Source organism: Bacillus sp. FSL R9-9530, from assembly GCF_038008145.1.
GTDB classification, from domain to species: domain Bacteria; phylum Bacillota; class Bacilli; order Bacillales; family Bacillaceae_G; genus Bacillus_A; species Bacillus_A mycoides.
Genome location: NZ_JBBOYO010000001.1, coordinates 1,966,127 through 1,983,605 on the forward strand (window position 1 = coordinate 1,966,127; position 17,479 = coordinate 1,983,605).

Here is a 17,479-nt window from a genome sequence, read left to right on the forward strand (position 1 = left end):
GTTCTCATAACATCTGCCCACTATTCTTTTTTTTCTTATCTGGTTTACTTGAAACTAAATAATGCTTTTCTGAAATATATAAGTTTCTTTTTAATATACGATTTAAATATGGTCCTAGCTTCACTCCGCATATGAGGCGATCTTCGCTATCTTCAACAATTGGGAACATTTCTTTTTCTGTTACATATTGATCTACGGCCTTTTGTACGATATCAATTTCTTTAACTAGGTTTAGATTTTCTTCTGTATGTTCAAATACTTCAAGCGTTTCCTTCGTTATCAGAAAAAAATTTGTTGGAAATGCAGGTAAATAGGGCTTTAGCAAATCATAATTTACTGTGTAATCATCATTTACTAAAACTGTATAAACGATATTAGCATTCGTTTCTAGAAACTTCGCCATCGCTTGTTCTAATTCATCTTTCGTAATTTCCCTATCTTCTTTTCCAGTTCTGAAAAAGCGAAACATTGTATCGCCTCCTTTTTACTATATTATAGCATAAAAGAAAACTGAAAAATTATAAAAAACTCTATTGAAAGAATTTTTCAATAGAGTTTTTCTTTAATCCATTTATGTTTATTTTAAGAATGCACTTAACATCCATACATGTTGTTCTAATGTCGTATGAATTGCTAATAGCATATCAGCCGATGTTTCATCATCAGCTTCATCAGCTACTTCCATACCTTCTTTTAATTCTTGAATAAGTGCAGAAAAATCGTTTACTAAAATTTGCACCATTTCTTCTGCAGACTCTTTGCTTGTCCCTTCGATTACAGTTGAAGTTGCTAAATACTCTTTCATTGTCGCTAACGGTTTTCCTTCTAACGCTAAAATACGCTCTGCTAACTCATCAATGTATGTTCCTGCTTCATTATAAAACTCTTCAAATTTCTCATGTAATGTAAAGAAGTGCGGCCCTGTCACATACCAATGATAATTATGCAGTTTGACATATAATACATTCCAGTTTGCTACCTGCTTGTTTAATACTTCAACAACATTCGTTTTCGTACTCATACAATCCACTCCTCTTATCATGTTACTATCTTTTAATGACCTAACTTCATTTTACCATACATTCCCTATTCTTTTGAATGAACAGCTTTTATGTAACAAAGTTTTAACAACCTTAATATTTCCCTAATATCATATAATTCATGTATCCTTTCAACTACTTCATATGTCTAATTGTCCAAGCTCACACATATGCATAATAGTAAGTCAAGCTCATCATAGAAGAAAGAGGGATAACATGGACAATCAACAATGGCAAGTAGCAAAGAAAGTCGCTGCTACTTATATCGGAACGGTCGTTGGAGCTGGATTTGCTACTGGGCGAGAAATTGTCGAATTTTTTACAGTTAACGGATTGTACGGAACCATTGGCATATGTATAAGTGGATTTTTTTTTATTTGGCTCGGTACAAAAATGATGTTACTTTCATCACAAATCGGGGCATTTTCAGCGCAAGAATTTAATAAATATTTATTTGGGGATGTATTTGGAAATGTCGTAAATACTTTATTATTACTCGTATTATTTGGCGTAACTAGCGTTATGTTATCAGGAGCCGGGGCAGTATTTGAAGAACAACTTCGTCTCCCAAGACAACTTGGTATTTTCATCACAGTCATCGCCTGCCTCATTATTGGGAGCCGGGGATTACAAGGTGTTTTTGAAGTGAATACACTTGTCGTACCTATTATGATGATTTTCATTATCGGACTTGCTATTACAACCTTTATTCATGGTACAACTCCTATTATTGACACCGTTCCTACAGAAAGTTGGAATATGAAATGGATTACTAGCCCTATTACATATGTTGCATTAAATCTTTCTCTCGCCCAAAGTGTTCTCGTCCCATTGGCCAGTGAAGTAAAAGATCGAAAAGCTATTTTATGGGGTGGTATTTTAGGCGGCGCGGGGCTTTGCTTTATTTTATTATGTAGCCATCTAGCAATATTATCAGTTGAACAATTTTATCAATATAACATCCCAATGGCTGAAGTTGTAAGAAGGTTTAATGCAACTTTCCATTTTTTCTTTGTTCTTATCATTTTTGGTGAAGTATTCACCACATTAGTTGGGAATATATTCGGAATGACAAAACAAATGCAATCCATTACCGGATGGAAAAGTAATAACATTATTTACTTCATATTACTAATTAGTTATTGCTTTAGTTTCATTGGATATAGTGAATTACTTCATATTCTATACCCTATTATCGGTTGGGTGAGCATCATTTTACTACCGATTATTGCCTTTAAACAACTTCAAAAAACATAAAAAAACATCCGTGTATACGGATGTTTTTCATCTTCATTCACAGTCTTCACATACTTCCCAGTACGGCCCCATTTCTACTGCAAGATATGGCTTTAATTGCAAACGAATCATTCGACTTGGCATGCGTTCCAATACGAATTGAATGCCGTCTTCCTCTTCATCCAACTCAACTTTTGAAATAGCAATTCTTTGCATAGTAGTAATAGGGCTTCCATCTTTATATAAAGTGATTTTCACCTCATCATACTCATTAAAATACAATTCAACATTCATTTGCTTTTTTAACATTTCATCAACAATTTCATAATTATCATTTTGTTCCTGGATTATATATTTCCAGCCGCCTCTATCCAATTCTATCGGAGCAGCTTGGAATAATGTCATCAAATCCTCGTATAGCATAAGATAACCCCTCTCTTACTAAAAAACGATGAGTATTTTATATACCCTTTATCTCTATCACTATCCATGTTTATTGTACCATATATCATGAATCTTACCGCATTCATTTGCTTTATAAACACATACAAAACATATAGTATTTTCAGTTCACTCTCTATTCACTAGTACGTCCTCTTACTGATAACTTATCACTTTCCTTATTTCCTATACACTACTTATAACTCTTAAAAAACCACAAAAAAGAAGAGTAATTTATATCACTCTCCTCATAAGATTTTTCCTGTAGCTGCTAATGCTAACACTATAATTAAACTTGCAAATAATAGTGTTACAATTAAACTAAAAATCGGTAATATTTTCTTTTCATTCTTCTTAAATAATAACCTTAAACAAAGGATGATATTTAATGGGACAAATATCAAATAAAGATATTTAACGATTTGTAATGAACTATTTGAAAGTGTTTTAAATACAAACACTTCAATTAAAAAAACAACAAAGAATAAAATGCTTAACCAAAACGAGACATAGCTAAGCCAAGAATGTCTTTTCGTTCCCCAATACACTCCCATACTGATCTCCTTTAAACGTAGTCTATATTATATTAATTATACACCCGCTTAACAAATTCCTCTATTTTTCGACAAACATTAAATACATTGAACCTCTAATCCGTTTATCAGCTAAAAGACTGTCTCTAATAGCACTAATGCTATTTTGAGACAGCCTCCCCTTTTTATACTTTAAATCTTTCAATTAATACTTGTAACTCTTCAGCCATTTGAGATAGTGTACCAGCTGCAGAACCAATTTCTTCCATAGAAGCTAACTGCTCCTCAGCTGACGCTGCAACACTTTGTGTACTCGTCGCATTATTTTGTGCCGTCATAGCAATTTGACCAACCGAAATAGATACTTCATTTGCACCTTTTGACATCCCATTAGCTGTTTCAACCATCGTTTTAATTTGGTCAGCAATTTCATTTGTAGATTGTAAAATTTCAGTGAAATTTTGTTTTGTTTCATTTGCGATAACAAGTCCAGATTGCACTTCTTCATTTACATTATTCATAGATTTTACTGTCTTACTCATATCATCTTGTATTTCACAAATTAATTTACTAATTTCACTTGATGATACACTAGATTGTTCTGCTAATTTTCGTACTTCATCAGCAACAATTGCAAAGCCTCTTCCATGCTCACCAGCTCTTGCAGCCTCAATTGCTGCATTTAAAGCTAGAAGATTTGTCTGATCTGCAATATTTTGAATAACTTCTAAAATATCACCAATTTGCTTTGATTTGTTATTCAACAACTGAATAACAGCATCTGACTGTGAAACAGATTCCGCAATAGATTGCATTTGATTTACTGTTTTTCCAACTAGCTTTCCACCATCTTCTGCTTTTTCGCGAGTGTGAGCAGAAGCAGTATTAATAGATGATGAGCTATTTGCTACATGCTGAATCCCTTCTGTTACATCAAACAGTAACAGAGCACCATTTTCTACGCTTGCTGTTTGCGTCGTTGCACCACTTGATATTTCATCCATTGCTGATGTAATTTGTTCAGTCGCTTCACTCGCTTGTCTCACACTTGCTGTTAACTCTTCAGATGCCGCTGCAACATGCCCTGCTGAAGTATTAATTCTTCCAATTAACGTTCTTAGTGAATCTGTCATTTCATTAAAACCTTTTGCAAGTTGACCGATTTCATCGTTTGAATTAATTTCAATTGTTTGCGTTAAATCTCCTTCACTTATTTCTTTAGAAGTGGCAACTAATCTCTTTAAAGGTTTTGTAATAGAAAGAGTTACGAAATAAATAAGTGCCCCTCCTACAACTAATGAAATAAGCATAACAATTAACATATTATAAAATACAGGCTGAGCAGCTTCAATTACTTCATTTGAGTACATCGTTCCACCGATTTTCCAACCTGTTTTTAAGTTTGTAGCAAATACCATTTTCTTTTCACTACCGTCATACGTGTATGAAAAAGTGCCTTGATTATCTTCGTAAATTCTCTTTGCCCAAGAATCAGCTGCTTTATCTCCTGGTTTTTCTTGAGGATGCGCAATTATTTTTTGTTTTCCATCTAAAATGAAAGTATATCCTTTTTTACCAATATTGATTAACTTTGTTGTTTTCAATAAATTATCTAAACTTAAATCTACCGCAACAACACCATTTTTATCTTCTGTTTGTTTCGCGATCGTTACGACAATATGTCCATTTCCTTTCGCCTTATACGGTTCAGTGACCACGATTCCACCTTGTTTACTCACTGCATCTTTATACCAAGAACGAGTTGTTGGATCATAATCTGCTGCCATTTGTATATTTGGTTCTTGCACAAACTTCTTATCATTGCCGGCAACATATACTTGTTCAATATCTTTATTTAAATTAATATATTGAGATAATACCTTTCTTAATTCATCTTGATTATCTCCTTGATACATATCACTATGAATCACTCGTGCAAAGTTATTTACTTCGTTAAATTTCGCCTCAATCATTTGATTGATTAAATTATCTAATATTTTTATATTATCGTGAGCACTACTCGTAATTTGTGATTCAAAATTCTTTTTAGCCGTTTGATAAGACATTCCTCCAATAATAGAGACAGCCGCAATTAAAATTATCAAAAATGAAATTAATAGCTTTTTTGCTACTTTTATATCTCGAAACCACCTTAACAGTTTACTCATTATAAACCTCCCACATTTAAATATTAAGTTTTAAAGATAAATAACCAATTATGAATATATCCCATTCCCTATCCTCTATTTTTACAATTCGTTTTTGATAAACACCTTGTAAAGTTTAAACAAATATTCCCCCTTTGTCTATATATATGAATAATATTATTATAAAATTTACAAATACAAAAAACCAAAGGAATAGTCCTTTGGTTTTTTACATTTTTTTATGTTGTTTAGAAATCTTCTTCCACTTATCACGCTCAGCTCTTGCGAGAATAGCATCTTGTTTTCTCATAAAATACGCCAATTCTCTTTGCAACTTTTTATAGCTTTGCAAACGATTTATCGTCATTAGCCCGTTATCAATTGCTTTATGCACTGCGCATCCTGGTTCATTCTCATGTTTACAATCTCGAAAGCGGCAAGTATTTGCAAGATCTTCAATATCAGAAAATGTAGTTTGAATTGCCGCGCTTCCTTCCCAAAGCTGAAGTTCCCTCATACCAGGAGTATCAATTACTAAACCGCCACTCGGTAATTGGAACAATTCACGGTGAGTTGTCGTATGTCTTCCTTTACTATCTTCTTCACGTATATCTCCGGTTTTTGCTACATCTGTTCCTATTAATGCATTTAACAAAGTAGATTTTCCTGCACCTGAAGATCCAACTAAAGCAACTGTTTTTCCTGGTGAGACAAATTGTTGCAATGATTCTATTCCGACGTACACTAAGCTATCAACAACAAATATAGGAACACCGATTGCTACCGCTTCAGTTTCTGCAATTTTCTGTTCCACATCTTCACATAAACTACTCTTCGTTAAAACAATAACAGGCATTGCACCGCTCTCATAAGCCACCAGCAAATAACGTTCCATCCTTCTTACGTTGAAATCATGGTTAAGTGCATTCACTAAAAATAGATAATCTACATTTGTTGCGATAATTTGTTCTTCAGTTCTGTTACCAGCTTCTTGTCTTGAAAAAGAACTTCTTCTCGGAAAAATACGGTGAATAATTGCCTTTTTCTCATTTTCTATTTTCTTTATATATACCCAATCCCCAACTGCCGGATAATCTCCCTTCGTTAACGCTTCATGACGAAACTTCCCAGACAGTTCCGCTACATATTCACCATCATTACAAATAATCCGATATATATGCTTATGCTCAAGTAAAATACGCCCTACTTCATAGTTCTCTACAGCTTGTTCTTCAAAAAAAGAATCCCATCCGAAAGATTCTAAAATATTTTGATCCAAATTGATATCCTCCCTAGTTTGAACTTAGTGGAAGGATTGTGCGCTCACTTATAGAGTATCGCCCTTTCCGTCCACCTTTGTATTTGGTTTATTATTCATATAAGTTAATTTCGCCATAATACATCACCCCGTTCTTATTTTAATTACTCTCATTATATGGAATATTGATTTAAAAAGCTACCTCATTTAACGTAATTTTCAAATAACTTATTTTTTAGCATTTTAATTTGTCCGCGATGACTAATTTCATCTTCTAGCACATGAAACCAAAGGTAGTGCTGATTATACGCTACACCGTTAGGCCACTTTCTTTCTGACATTAGCCATGTATCATCTACTTCACTCAAATACTTTAGCGACTCTTCTCGAACACTTTGCAAAAGTTGTACATAATACGGTATGTCATAGCCACGAATAGATTTCCCTGCTTCCCCTAAATACAGTGCATCTTCCCATATTTCTAATTCTTCTTTTGTAAAGTCACGCTTTTGAAATGAAATAAGCTGATGTGCTTTTTCAATAGCTGCTATATGCTTTAGTAACGCTCCGATGGAATTCCCTCCACTCGGCATAATTAAATCTAATTGCTCAACTGATAGCTCGTTTATTTCCTGTAATGTTACAGCATGCTTACTAATTCCCCTATATTTTTTGTATAACCATCTACACTTCTTATTCGATAATCTATATTCATATCACGCACCCCTTTCTACATTCATATTAAGGAATAACCGCTTCATACAATAGACTGAAATATATCAGATTTTTCTGTTATAATTAAATTGAATACGGAATAAACCTAAACAAACTTTCTCAATATGCTTATATGAAATATTAAAAGGAATCAATATCAAATTATCGAATCTTATTCACTAAAAGGAGTGGATTCGATGGAAATGTATCAATGGCTAACCGCTGTTCTCGTTGGTGGCATTACTGGCTTCGTTTCCCATCTGATCAATAACCAAGGCAAGTTATTGCTTCCACGCCGTTTAAAAACTTTTTTTCATTTTGGATTTTTAACTGATATTTTTACAGGTAGCCTCGCCGCACTTCTTGGACTCGTTTTATTCGATGTCACCTTAATAAAAGAAATTATAAAAGTCTCCATTGTGACCGCTATTTCCGGTCAAACGTTTTTACTTCACCAAGCTCTTGGTGGTGAACAGGCTAAAAATACGCAAATTGGGAAAGCTGATGAGAAAATCCAAGAAATTGACAAACTATTACGACGTTAGTCTATACTTTCTCTAAAAATTATTGTTATAATAAAAAATAAATATTTTCTATTGCGTCGTTTGTCAGAAGAAAGGGTGTTTCGTATGACAAAAAAGAAAATAGAAGATTTCTTAACAAACACCGAAAAAGAGGAACTGCTAGAAAACTATAAATGTTTACGAGAAGCCCGCACAAAAAGCGAAGCTAACTATTTTGGTGAGGCAGTAGACCATCTATTAAATAAAGTAAAAAAACGAATTATTAAAGAAGCAGGAATACATGATGAAAATGCGGCAACAGTTCAATCTAAACGAAAAGCACTGTTTTAGCTAAAACAGTGCTTTTTATTACGGCATTTTTCACATTACTTTCACATCTATTTCACAAATATAAGTATTCCTATATGTTAAACTAAGTATATCCTTTTCCAAGGAACAATATGCCGATATATAAATCCCTATCTCTTTAGGGATTTTTATTTTTGGATTCCCCATAATTTTATTACAATACATTTCTATTATTTGTCTACTTTTTTTACCCCCTGCACTCAAAAGCTCCTTCAGGTATTTCTTCTCTTTTTATATAAAAAGAGGGATAGTTCCCTCTTTTCAACTAATCTTCTAAAATAGATTCAATCTCTTTCATAACTTTTTCATTCAATGAAACATCCACTGCTCTTACACTTTCTCTTATTTGCTCTGCCCGCTTCCCGCCAGGAATAACAGTATCAATTCCTTTTTTGTTTAATAACCACACTAAAGCTAAATGCGATACTTCGAGATTCTTTTCTTTAGATAAGCCTTTTAACTTCTCAACTTTCTTAAAGTTACTCTTATATGTATTTTCTTCAAATAGATTTACACTTTGACGCCAATCGCCTTCAGCCAATTTAAAATCTTCTGTATATTTACCGCCTAGTATCCCAAAGGCAAGAGGCCCGTACGGAATAAATGAAATACCTGATTCTATACAATATGGCAAAAGTTCTTCCCCAGCAACACGATCCAACATATTATACGGTGATTGTACAACATCTATATGTCCGTGCTGATTCGCTTCTTTTAATTGCTCTACATTTACGTTAGATATTCCAATTGAACGAATTTTCCCTTCCTCTTTTAGGCGAGTAAGCTCTCCAATTGAATCTATGTAACTTGTTTCAGGATTTGTAAAATGTAAATAATATAAATCAATATAATCAGTTTGTAATCTTCTTAAGCTATTTTCCACAGCATTTCTTAAATAGCTTCGTTCATTATTAATATGAACCTCTCCATTTAATAACGGCTGAATTCCACCTTTTGTAGCAAGTACAAACTCGTGGCGTTTTCCTTTTAATACTTCTCCTACCAATTCCTCTGATCTACCGAAACCGTATGAATCTGCTGTATCAAAAAATGTAATCCCTTGCTGAATTGCTTCTTCTATTAATCTTTTTCCTTCTTCCTCATTCACATCAGCATATAAATTATGTCCCCCAACAGCGTTTGTTCCTAACCCCAACTTCGAAATATTTAGTCCTGCCTTTTGCAATTTTGTATACTTCATTTTTTATCCCCCTATATTTCTATTGTTCGATTATATTCGAACAATAGAAATATACCACTTTATATGTTATAGTGCAAATATATTAACTTATACAAGCAGGTGAAAAAATGCGTACTCTCTATCATCCAAATCGAGAAGAAATTCAATTCTCTTCTGTCTTATATGCACTTAGCGATCAAATTCGTTTACAAATTGTAACTATGCTACTAGAGAAAAATGAACAATCTTGTGGTGCGTTAAACATTCCAATTGCAAAATCAACTTTATCTCATCATTTCAAAGTTTTACGTGAATCTGGTGTTATGTTTACACGACTTGAGGGAACGCAACGTTTCATTTCAATTCGTGAAGATGATTTAAATGCTCGATTCCCTGGTTTATTAGATGTTGTAATACATGCGACAGAACCATACTAAAAAACATCTCATATAAATATGAGATGTTTTTTAGTAATTACTATTCTTTTAATAAATCTATTAATCCATTCCCTTCAGATGTACGTTCATACCCTAAAGGTACAGTCCTTTTTATAAGTTGCGCATATATTTCCGGCTCTGATAATTTTCTACCATACTCTCTCTCACACTGCTTTATGAGAAGTGCTAGCGCCCCAGCGACATGCGGCGTCGCCATTGAAGTACCACTTAATACCGCATATTTCCCCTCTGGATACGTAGACAGTATTTCATCACCCGGCGCTACTAAATCAATTTCTTGATTTGAATTACTAAAGCATGAAATTTTCCGCTCTAAATTAACAGCACCTACTTCAATTACTTCAGAATAAGCACCTGGAAAATCTAATTCTTCAGTATCATCGTTACAATCTCCATCATTTCCTGCAGCGCACACGACAAGTACGTCTTGTTTTACCGCATTTTGAATAGCTTCATGTAACTCTGGTACATCTTGCGGACCACCAAGTGACATTGAAATAATTCTTACTTTCTCTTTATTCGGTCCTCTCCAATTTACAGCATAATGAATGGCCTCAATAATTTGCTCATAACTTCCAGAACCATCTCCAGCTAATACTTTTAAAACTAACATTTTAGAAAGTGGTGCGACTCCTAGTACACCCACTCCATTTTCAGTCGCTGCAATTGTCCCCGCTACATGAGTACCATGCCCATTATTATCAAGATAAATATTGGGATTTCCTTCATAATCTTTTGTGAAATTTCTCCCACTAATAATACGATCTTTTAAATCTACATGATTTACATCACAACCTGTATCTAAAACAGCAACGACAATGTCTTTTCCTTTCGCGCTCTTTTCCCATACTTGCGGAGCATGAATCAATTGTACACCTGGTGGAATTTCATTTACTTGTTCAACCACTTTATTTACAGTAAACGGAATTAATTTAATGCCTTTTTGTTTATTCGCTGTACTACTATTCATCGTAATCCCTCCTGAAAATATATTATTTTCATTTCAGACCACTATTGAATGCGTTTAGATTTAACATTCGTTTTATTCGTTCCATTTCCCTTCCTCTCAAATGTTTCTCAATAAACAAAAGAAAAGGACCATTAATGGTCCTTTTCTTTTTCAGTTTTTCAATAGAATAATATAAAGTGAAACTATAATCAGTGGGTGGTGTTCATCCCCCACTGATTATTAGCCCTCACCAATCGGGCTTTTACGGGCAGTTGATCTCCCACCTAACTGCTTTGCTTCAGCCGAGTTTTGAGGTGGGAGTTTTACTGCCCACAAATAGCGGGATAAATTAAGACTAAATCTTACTCTTGTTCAAAAACTGCTCAATTTCTTTTATTACATGTTTTGCGCCTTCTATACTAACAGTAATGTTTCCATTTGCTAATGAAATATTTTGGTCTGAAACATCACCTGTTATTTGACAAGCATTGTAAGGTTGATATTTTTGTAAAATGACTTTGTCTTCTTCTACAAAAATTTCAAGTGGTGATTTGATTTGTATTCCTAATACATCTCGTAATTCTTTAGGAATAACTATCCGTCCCAATTCATCTACTTTTCGAATAATTCCTGTTGCTTTCATGTTACTCCCCCCTTACTCTCTATTATTTTTTTCACCTCGCTATTTTCATTTTATCACTATATATTTGGTAATGCCTTACTCTTTTTAGAAAATATAGTACAAAAGTTAAAAAAACACATTTAACGAATATTCAATCTTTCTTTCAATTGTTTTAAATAACGCGATCTTATAATTAAGAAGTATACAACTTGAATACCTACGAAAATACTTAATACAATTGTATTTTCTTTAAACAGTGAGTACTCAAACATTTGTCCTAACGCAGTTAATGCTACTGCCCCGTGTAATGTTGCAACTCCAACTGGAACGAAGAATAAAAGCGCTAAGCGGATTGTGACTACTTTCGATAATTCCCCTCTCGTCAATCCAACTTTTCGAATCATTTCAAATAAACGAGTATCGTCCTCCAAATCTGAAAATAAACGGAAGTAAAGGAAGCTTCCTGCACAAACGAAAAATACAATACCAATAAAGAAACCTACAAATAAAATGGGTCCTGCGATTTGTAGACTTTGATTTTGATCGTACTCTTCTGCACTAAACGTTGAATGTTCTTCATAAGGCTTCATCTGAAGCGTAAGTTCCTTACCGACCTCAATTTCATCTTTCGCGGATTGTGTTTTATACATATAATCTTTTTCTTCTTTAAATCCATCTTGTAATGAATCATATTGATTTTTAGAGATTACATACACATTACCTCTTAGTATTTTACTTAATGAAGAAGTATTAACTTTTTTCACATTTAAAGGTTCATTCATATTTGGTAAAGTAATTTCTTTTCTTTCTTTCATCGGTGGTCCGGGTATTTCGACTGACAAAAATAAAGCCTCTTTATTTGATACAGTATTAAATGGTTCTCCTGTTAACTTTGCATATTCTTTATAATCTGATTCTTTTATAAAAATGGCGCTTCTTAACGACTGCTCCTCCGTTTTCTTCGATGAAATATTTATTTTTGAAGCTGCTATATTATGTTTCTTTAATCCTTCGTCAATGATTTTCAGATGCTGTGGCTCATTGCTATTACCTTGCTTAGACTGATAGTGAAACGCAATTGGTCTGTCCATAATTTCTTTCGTCATCGAAGCAAACCCAACCAATGTACCTATTGCTGAAAATGCTACTGTTGAAATAATCGTTACAATAAAGAACATCCTTGCATTATCTCTCATACGGTATGCTAAATCTGACAAAGTAATAATATTTGTCTGTGTCCAATAGAAACGTTTGCTTTTTTTACATAATCGAATAATAAAGACGCTCAACTGCTTGTACAGCAAATACGTACCAATAATGACTACCGTTGTAACAGGAATCATCATTATAAATACCATTGCACCATGTGACATAAGAGCTCCTGCATAACCAGCGCTAAGCAATAATACTGCTAATATAGAAGAAATTATAGATGCCTTCGGTTCTGGCTTCGCCTCTGCTGATCCTCTAAACAATTTCATAATTTTATTTTTACGAACCATTCCTGCACTAAACAATGAAATGATCATAAATAATACGAAAAACATAATACTCGTTACAACAATCGCTTTCATCGGTATGTAATAGGATAAAGAGATATCTAGTTTTAATATCATCGGAGCTACAAATATTAATATCCCTGAAAACAACATACCTGAAAGAATCCCAAAAATTATTGCTCCTATTCCAATCATTATATTTTCAAAGAAGATAAGACGCTTTAATTGATATTTCGTCATACCTAGCATCATTAAAATTCCTAGTTCACGCTTTCTCGTTTTTAAAAACATTCCCATTGAATATAAAATAAAGAAGAATGTAAATAAGTAAATAATAGACTGCGCAAAAGACATACTTACGAATACGTACTGTCCTAATTCTCCAGCACTTAATGCCGGATGAAACGCAAAAAATGAATACACAAAAAAGGCCATAATTGCAAATGCACTACTCAAAAAATAAGCTGAGTATGTTCGTCTATTTCGCGTTACATTTCGAAATGCGAGTTCTCTAATGTTCATACTACTTCTCCGCCCTTCTACTAACTATACTTTTATATTAGTAAAGTTCGGAAATACCTTCCATCGATTCAAATGACAAAAACCTTACATTATTGAAAGGTTTTAAACAATTGCTTATATAAAACAGTTTCATTATAATGACTACATTCATACACGCATCCTATTGTATATTCGTTAGTTTTGCGAAATAATAAAGGATAGAAGTATGTACCAATATACATATAAACTTATTTACCGCTTTAATATGAATAGGAGGAAAACATAATGACATTACAAGAACAAATTATGAAAGCATTACATGTTCAGCCTGTAATTGATCCGAAAGTAGAAATTCGTAAACGAATTGATTTCTTAAAAGATTATTTAAAAACTACAGGTGCAAAAGGATTTGTACTTGGAATTAGCGGCGGACAAGACTCTACACTGGCAGGACGTTTAGCACAGCTTGCAGTCGAAGAAGTTCGTAATGAAGGTGGTAACGCAACGTTTATCTCCGTACGTCTTCCATACAAAGTACAAAAAGATGAAGATGATGCACAATTAGCATTACAATTTATTCAAGCTGATCAGTCTGTTGCTTTCGATATCGCTTCAACAGTTGATGCTTTCTCAAATCAATACGAAAACTTATTAGACGAATCATTAACAGATTTCAATAAAGGGAACGTTAAAGCGCGTATCCGTATGGTTACACAATACGCAATCGGCGGACAACAAGGGCTACTCGTTATCGGAACTGATCATGCTGCTGAAGCTGTAACAGGTTTCTTCACAAAATTCGGAGATGGCGGTGCAGATTTATTACCATTAACGGGATTAACGAAACGCCAAGGACGTGATTTATTACAAGAATTAGGTGCAGACGAGCGACTTTACTTAAAAATGCCAACAGCTGATTTATTAGATGAAAAACCAGGTCAAGCTGATGAAACAGAGCTAGGCATTACTTACGATCAATTAGATGACTATTTAGAAGGTAAATCCGTTCCACCTGACGTTGCTGAAAAGATCGAGAAGCGTTACAAAGTGAGTGAACATAAAAGACAAGTACCAGCGTCAATGTTTGATGATTGGTGGAAATAGAACATAAAAAAGAAGCTAATCTCATTTAGCTTCTTTTTTATACGTTAACGATATACCCCTACTCTTTTCTCTAATAAATCCTGCAAGCAATCTTCATGTTGTTTATTAAACAATGGCGGCATTTTGTCTAAAGGGAAAAACTGCAAATCTAACGTTTCATCACCGTCTATTTTTGTATTCCCTCCAACGATTGAAAACTTAAAGAATATTACAATTGCCTGTGCCTGATCTCCATTCGGATATGCTTGAAAATATTTCGTATACACACCAATGAGCTCATCAATTTTCACATCATATCCTGTTTCTTCTTTTATTTCTCGAATCGCAGTTTCTGCCGCAGATTCCCCGATTTCCATTGCACCGCCTGGAAATCCCCAAGCATTAAAGTCTCCTCTTTTTTGCAGAAGCACTTCACCAAATTCATTAAATACACAACCTCCTGCAAAATTCAAAATAACATAATCATGCCCTATTTTTTCACGTAATTCCTTTATATAATTCGCCATCTGCTTCTCCTTTTTATCCATCTTCCATTATTCTTTTTTATCTTTTTCAAGCAATTCAATAATCCGATCTAACTTCTGATTCATATTAATCACATGTTGTTTTTTCAGAGTGTTGTTTTGCAATAATCTTTTAATGAACAGAGTAAATGATACAAAAAACAAAACGATAAGTCCGATTACTAGACAAAAATATATCAATGCAAATATATTATTTTCGAACAAATTCATTCAGCTATCACATCCTCTATTTTCAATTATTTTATCACATAATTCTAAATAGTCACTAGAATTATACTCAAACGTAAAAAGAGCACCTTTTAAAGATGCTCTTTTTCATTAATACGTAAATGTAATTGTCGCTAATGAATAACCTGTCATTGCACTATATGGCGCAACTTGATAAGATACACGCTTTGCACCTTTTGGCCAAGTTATTTCATTTAATACTTTCTTTATATCTTGCATCGTTCCATCCATGGACTGCTTATATCGTACTTCTACTTTTTCTGGCTTGGAAGCAAATTGTTGCTGTAATTTTTTCTTAAACTCATTGTAATTTTCCGCTCCGTATTGTGCAGATAAATACTTTAAATTTGTTTCTTTTAACATTTGTTCATATACAGCAGTTTTTGAACTACCGGCTTTTATTTTGCTTGTTAATTCGTTGAAGTAGCTTGTAGTTGCCGCGGGATATTCACTACGATCCCATTCATGGTCTTTGCTTAATTGTTCATCAGACATATTAAAATATGAATATGTTACGCGCCCAGCTTTATCAGGAACTGGATCATCGAATGTAGTATCAAGGTGGTACCACTTGTTATCAATGTTCACTAAATTCCATGCGTGAGCTTGTCCATTCCCTGTACCTGTTACAATATGATTTTGAATACCTGCTTCTTTTAGTAATTGATATGTTAACAATGTATATCCTTGGCAAACGGCAGAACGATTCGCTAACGCTTCATACGCTGTATATGCTTGATAAGAAGTATCATATGATACTTCTTTCACAACATAATCATGAATAGCTTTCACTTTTTCATGTTCATCCATGCCTTGTTTAATGATAGAATTTACAATTGCTTTCGCCTGAGACTTTACATACTGTGTTTGCTCTTTTGATTCACGGTACTTCACTTGTAATGTAAATGTATAATTCCCTGGCATCCCTTTTATAGAATATTTAGTAGACGCTACATTATATTTTACATACTCATCAGCATCTACAATTTTATTAAACTCGCCATACAATTGGTCCATAATATTTCTAGCATTTCTATCTTTTGTTTTATATGTGATTGTAATATTTTCTTCTCTATTATCAATCTGTTTTTTTAATTCTTTTCTGAAATCATTTAACAACTTTGCATCTGATTGTGTTGTCACTGTAGTCGGATTCGTAGCCGCATAAGATACAGCTGACGCCTGTAAGCCTCCCATTACTATAGTTGAACAAAGTGCGGCAGCTGTCACATACTTACTTGTCTTTCCCATCTTGTCACTCCTTACATTCTATAACTATACAAAAAAGTATCGTATAGTTTCAGAGTATACAATACTTTTCAAAATAGGTCATATGAGATTATGCATATTTAACATTTTTAAAAGGGTTGTTCTTTTAGAAAAAGAACAACCCTTTTTTTAGCAAGTTTGTAACACACAGCATGTATTTTCAAAATGGCGATTTTTCAAGTCTTCATTTCCAATACAGAAATAAAGCATCCCTAAATCTCCCCACATCATATTACAATTTTTAGTATCTGAATCAATTTGGAATAAGAGCGTCATATGCTGTGGATCTATCCCCATATATTGTCCAGTCTCGTACAATACCTCATCTTGTACAGAGAATGGTTCTCCAAACATTTGATGATTATCATAGTTGTCTGGGATTAGCTCTTCAAGTAATTGCAAGAAACGATCTGAATCCGCCTCATCTTCAATGAAAAGCTCCGGTAATTTATACGTCAGTTCAAAAGTAATTGCACACTGGTTATATTTCGCTTGTATTTCATCTGCTCTACGTAATTGCTCTACAGGGATATCATAATAAAGTACACGTCCAGCTTCGGTTGGATCCACATCTTCTTCAAAGTAATTTTCAATACTAAAGAAATATAACATCCCTGTCTTAGGAAGATTATGATCCATACCAACGTTTTGTAAATCACTTAAATTAAATTGTGCGATAAAACGTAACGGATTCTCTTTGTATGTTGGATATTCAAATGTATTTGGCAAATCAGGAACTCCGCCCATTTTCGAACTGCCTATCGCAATTATTTCCTGTTGTTTTGGCACAACTTTTACACAAGGAAATACAGTATTAATAAGTTCCTGTTTCAAATGTGTTAGTTCATATTTATCAATTAATATTTCAATTTTCTGTTCCATAAATTCTCCTTACATTTACATA

The 17,479-nt window shown here is 33.6% G+C and carries 20 protein-coding genes and 1 pseudogene; 5 read left to right on the plus strand and 16 right to left on the minus strand.

Annotated features, from left to right (window positions below; genetic code table 11):
* Window positions 1-4: 4 nt before the first annotated feature.
* Both MKX66_RS09815 and MKX66_RS09820 read right to left on the minus strand, forming a co-directional pair.
* Window positions 5-469, minus strand: a complete 465-nt coding sequence (locus MKX66_RS09815) for a DUF3939 domain-containing protein (RefSeq protein ID WP_000488199.1) — start codon at window positions 467-469, stop codon at window positions 5-7.
* A gap of 108 nt (window positions 470-577) precedes the next feature.
* Window positions 578-1,021, minus strand: a complete 444-nt coding sequence (locus MKX66_RS09820) for a Dps family protein (protein WP_002012416.1) — start codon at window positions 1,019-1,021, stop codon at window positions 578-580.
* A 235-nt stretch (window positions 1,022-1,256) separates the two neighbouring features.
* Between MKX66_RS09820 and MKX66_RS09825 the strand changes: the two genes are divergently transcribed.
* A complete protein-coding gene (locus MKX66_RS09825) occupies window positions 1,257-2,297 on the plus strand; it encodes a YkvI family membrane protein (protein WP_002031445.1) in 1,041 nt (346 codons plus the stop codon).
* Between the two features lie 33 nt (window positions 2,298-2,330).
* On the opposite strand, the gene MKX66_RS09830 is transcribed toward MKX66_RS09825, so the two are convergent.
* The 5 genes and pseudogenes from MKX66_RS09830 to MKX66_RS09850 form a co-directional block, all read right to left on the minus strand.
* Window positions 2,331-2,699 carry a DUF3979 family protein gene (locus MKX66_RS09830; protein ID WP_002086098.1) on the minus strand — a complete coding sequence of 123 codons (369 nt, stop codon included), beginning with the start codon at window positions 2,697-2,699 and terminating at the stop codon, window positions 2,331-2,333.
* A 266-nt stretch (window positions 2,700-2,965) separates the two neighbouring features.
* Window positions 2,966-3,271 (minus strand): hypothetical protein, encoded by a 306-nt coding sequence (locus MKX66_RS09835; protein WP_107887935.1) that lies wholly within the window; start codon window positions 3,269-3,271, stop codon window positions 2,966-2,968.
* Between the two features lie 164 nt (window positions 3,272-3,435).
* A complete protein-coding gene (locus MKX66_RS09840) occupies window positions 3,436-5,418 on the minus strand; it encodes a methyl-accepting chemotaxis protein (RefSeq protein WP_326996477.1) in 1,983 nt (660 codons plus the stop codon).
* Window positions 5,419-5,626: 208 nt separating this feature from the next.
* Window positions 5,627-6,676 (minus strand): ribosome small subunit-dependent GTPase A, encoded by a 1,050-nt coding sequence (gene rsgA / locus MKX66_RS09845; protein WP_044444234.1) that lies wholly within the window; start codon window positions 6,674-6,676, stop codon window positions 5,627-5,629.
* Window positions 6,677-6,858: 182 nt separating this feature from the next.
* A pseudogene (locus MKX66_RS09850) lies at window positions 6,859-7,370 on the minus strand (DinB family protein).
* Between the two features lie 196 nt (window positions 7,371-7,566).
* Between MKX66_RS09850 and MKX66_RS09855 the strand changes: the two are divergent.
* Together MKX66_RS09855 and MKX66_RS09860 are read left to right on the plus strand one after the other, a co-directional pair.
* On the plus strand, window positions 7,567-7,914 hold the full coding sequence (locus MKX66_RS09855) for a DUF4257 domain-containing protein (protein WP_000426320.1): 348 nt from the start codon (window positions 7,567-7,569) through the stop codon (window positions 7,912-7,914).
* 84 nt (window positions 7,915-7,998) lie between these two features.
* A complete protein-coding gene (locus MKX66_RS09860) occupies window positions 7,999-8,223 on the plus strand; it encodes a hypothetical protein (protein ID WP_002141385.1) in 225 nt (74 codons plus the stop codon).
* A 30-nt stretch (window positions 8,224-8,253) separates the two neighbouring features.
* On the opposite strand, the gene MKX66_RS09865 is transcribed toward MKX66_RS09860, so the two are convergent.
* Both MKX66_RS09865 and MKX66_RS09870 read right to left on the minus strand, forming a co-directional pair.
* Window positions 8,254-8,457: a hypothetical protein gene (locus tag MKX66_RS09865; protein ID WP_326996552.1), complete on the minus strand. Its 204-nt coding sequence runs from the start codon at window positions 8,455-8,457 to the stop codon at window positions 8,254-8,256.
* A gap of 49 nt (window positions 8,458-8,506) precedes the next feature.
* The gene (locus MKX66_RS09870; RefSeq protein ID WP_326996476.1) at window positions 8,507-9,442 is read right to left on the minus strand and encodes an aldo/keto reductase; all 936 of its coding nucleotides are present in this window, start codon (window positions 9,440-9,442) and stop codon (window positions 8,507-8,509) included.
* A 107-nt stretch (window positions 9,443-9,549) separates the two neighbouring features.
* Here MKX66_RS09870 and MKX66_RS09875 point away from each other — a divergent pair, with 107 nt between their 5' ends.
* Window positions 9,550-9,858, plus strand: coding sequence for an ArsR/SmtB family transcription factor (locus MKX66_RS09875; protein ID WP_016102179.1), 309 nt, complete (start codon window positions 9,550-9,552; stop codon window positions 9,856-9,858).
* A 40-nt stretch (window positions 9,859-9,898) separates the two neighbouring features.
* Here MKX66_RS09875 and MKX66_RS09880 read toward each other — a convergent pair whose 3' ends face one another.
* From MKX66_RS09880 to MKX66_RS09890, 3 genes are all read right to left on the minus strand, one after another.
* Window positions 9,899-10,849: a serine protease gene (locus MKX66_RS09880; protein ID WP_326996475.1), complete on the minus strand. Its 951-nt coding sequence runs from the start codon at window positions 10,847-10,849 to the stop codon at window positions 9,899-9,901.
* Window positions 10,850-11,183: 334 nt separating this feature from the next.
* Window positions 11,184-11,471, minus strand: a complete 288-nt coding sequence (locus MKX66_RS09885; protein ID WP_002012401.1) for an AbrB/MazE/SpoVT family DNA-binding domain-containing protein — start codon at window positions 11,469-11,471, stop codon at window positions 11,184-11,186.
* A 119-nt stretch (window positions 11,472-11,590) separates the two neighbouring features.
* Complete coding sequence (locus MKX66_RS09890) at window positions 11,591-13,471, minus strand: FtsX-like permease family protein (RefSeq protein ID WP_016102182.1); 1,881 nt, start codon at window positions 13,469-13,471, stop codon at window positions 11,591-11,593.
* A gap of 264 nt (window positions 13,472-13,735) precedes the next feature.
* Here MKX66_RS09890 and nadE point away from each other — a divergent pair, with 264 nt between their 5' ends.
* On the plus strand, window positions 13,736-14,554 hold the full coding sequence (gene nadE / locus MKX66_RS09895) for an ammonia-dependent NAD(+) synthetase (protein ID WP_326996474.1): 819 nt from the start codon (window positions 13,736-13,738) through the stop codon (window positions 14,552-14,554).
* Window positions 14,555-14,598: 44 nt separating this feature from the next.
* On the opposite strand, the gene MKX66_RS09900 is transcribed toward nadE, so the two are convergent.
* The 4 genes from MKX66_RS09900 to MKX66_RS09915 all read right to left on the minus strand — a co-directional run bounded on the left by MKX66_RS09900 (window position 14,599) and on the right by MKX66_RS09915 (window position 17,457).
* Complete coding sequence (locus MKX66_RS09900; protein ID WP_002141378.1) at window positions 14,599-15,060, minus strand: NUDIX hydrolase; 462 nt, start codon at window positions 15,058-15,060, stop codon at window positions 14,599-14,601.
* Between the two features lie 27 nt (window positions 15,061-15,087).
* Entirely contained in the window at window positions 15,088-15,288 is a 201-nt protein-coding gene (locus MKX66_RS09905; RefSeq protein WP_326996473.1) for a DUF4083 domain-containing protein, read from the minus strand.
* A 108-nt stretch (window positions 15,289-15,396) separates the two neighbouring features.
* Window positions 15,397-16,557, minus strand: a complete 1,161-nt coding sequence (locus tag MKX66_RS09910) for a transglutaminase domain-containing protein (protein ID WP_044444241.1) — start codon at window positions 16,555-16,557, stop codon at window positions 15,397-15,399.
* A 147-nt stretch (window positions 16,558-16,704) separates the two neighbouring features.
* The gene (locus tag MKX66_RS09915) at window positions 16,705-17,457 is read right to left on the minus strand and encodes a YwqG family protein (RefSeq protein WP_002141373.1); all 753 of its coding nucleotides are present in this window, start codon (window positions 17,455-17,457) and stop codon (window positions 16,705-16,707) included.
* Between the last annotated feature and the right edge of the window lie 22 nt (window positions 17,458-17,479).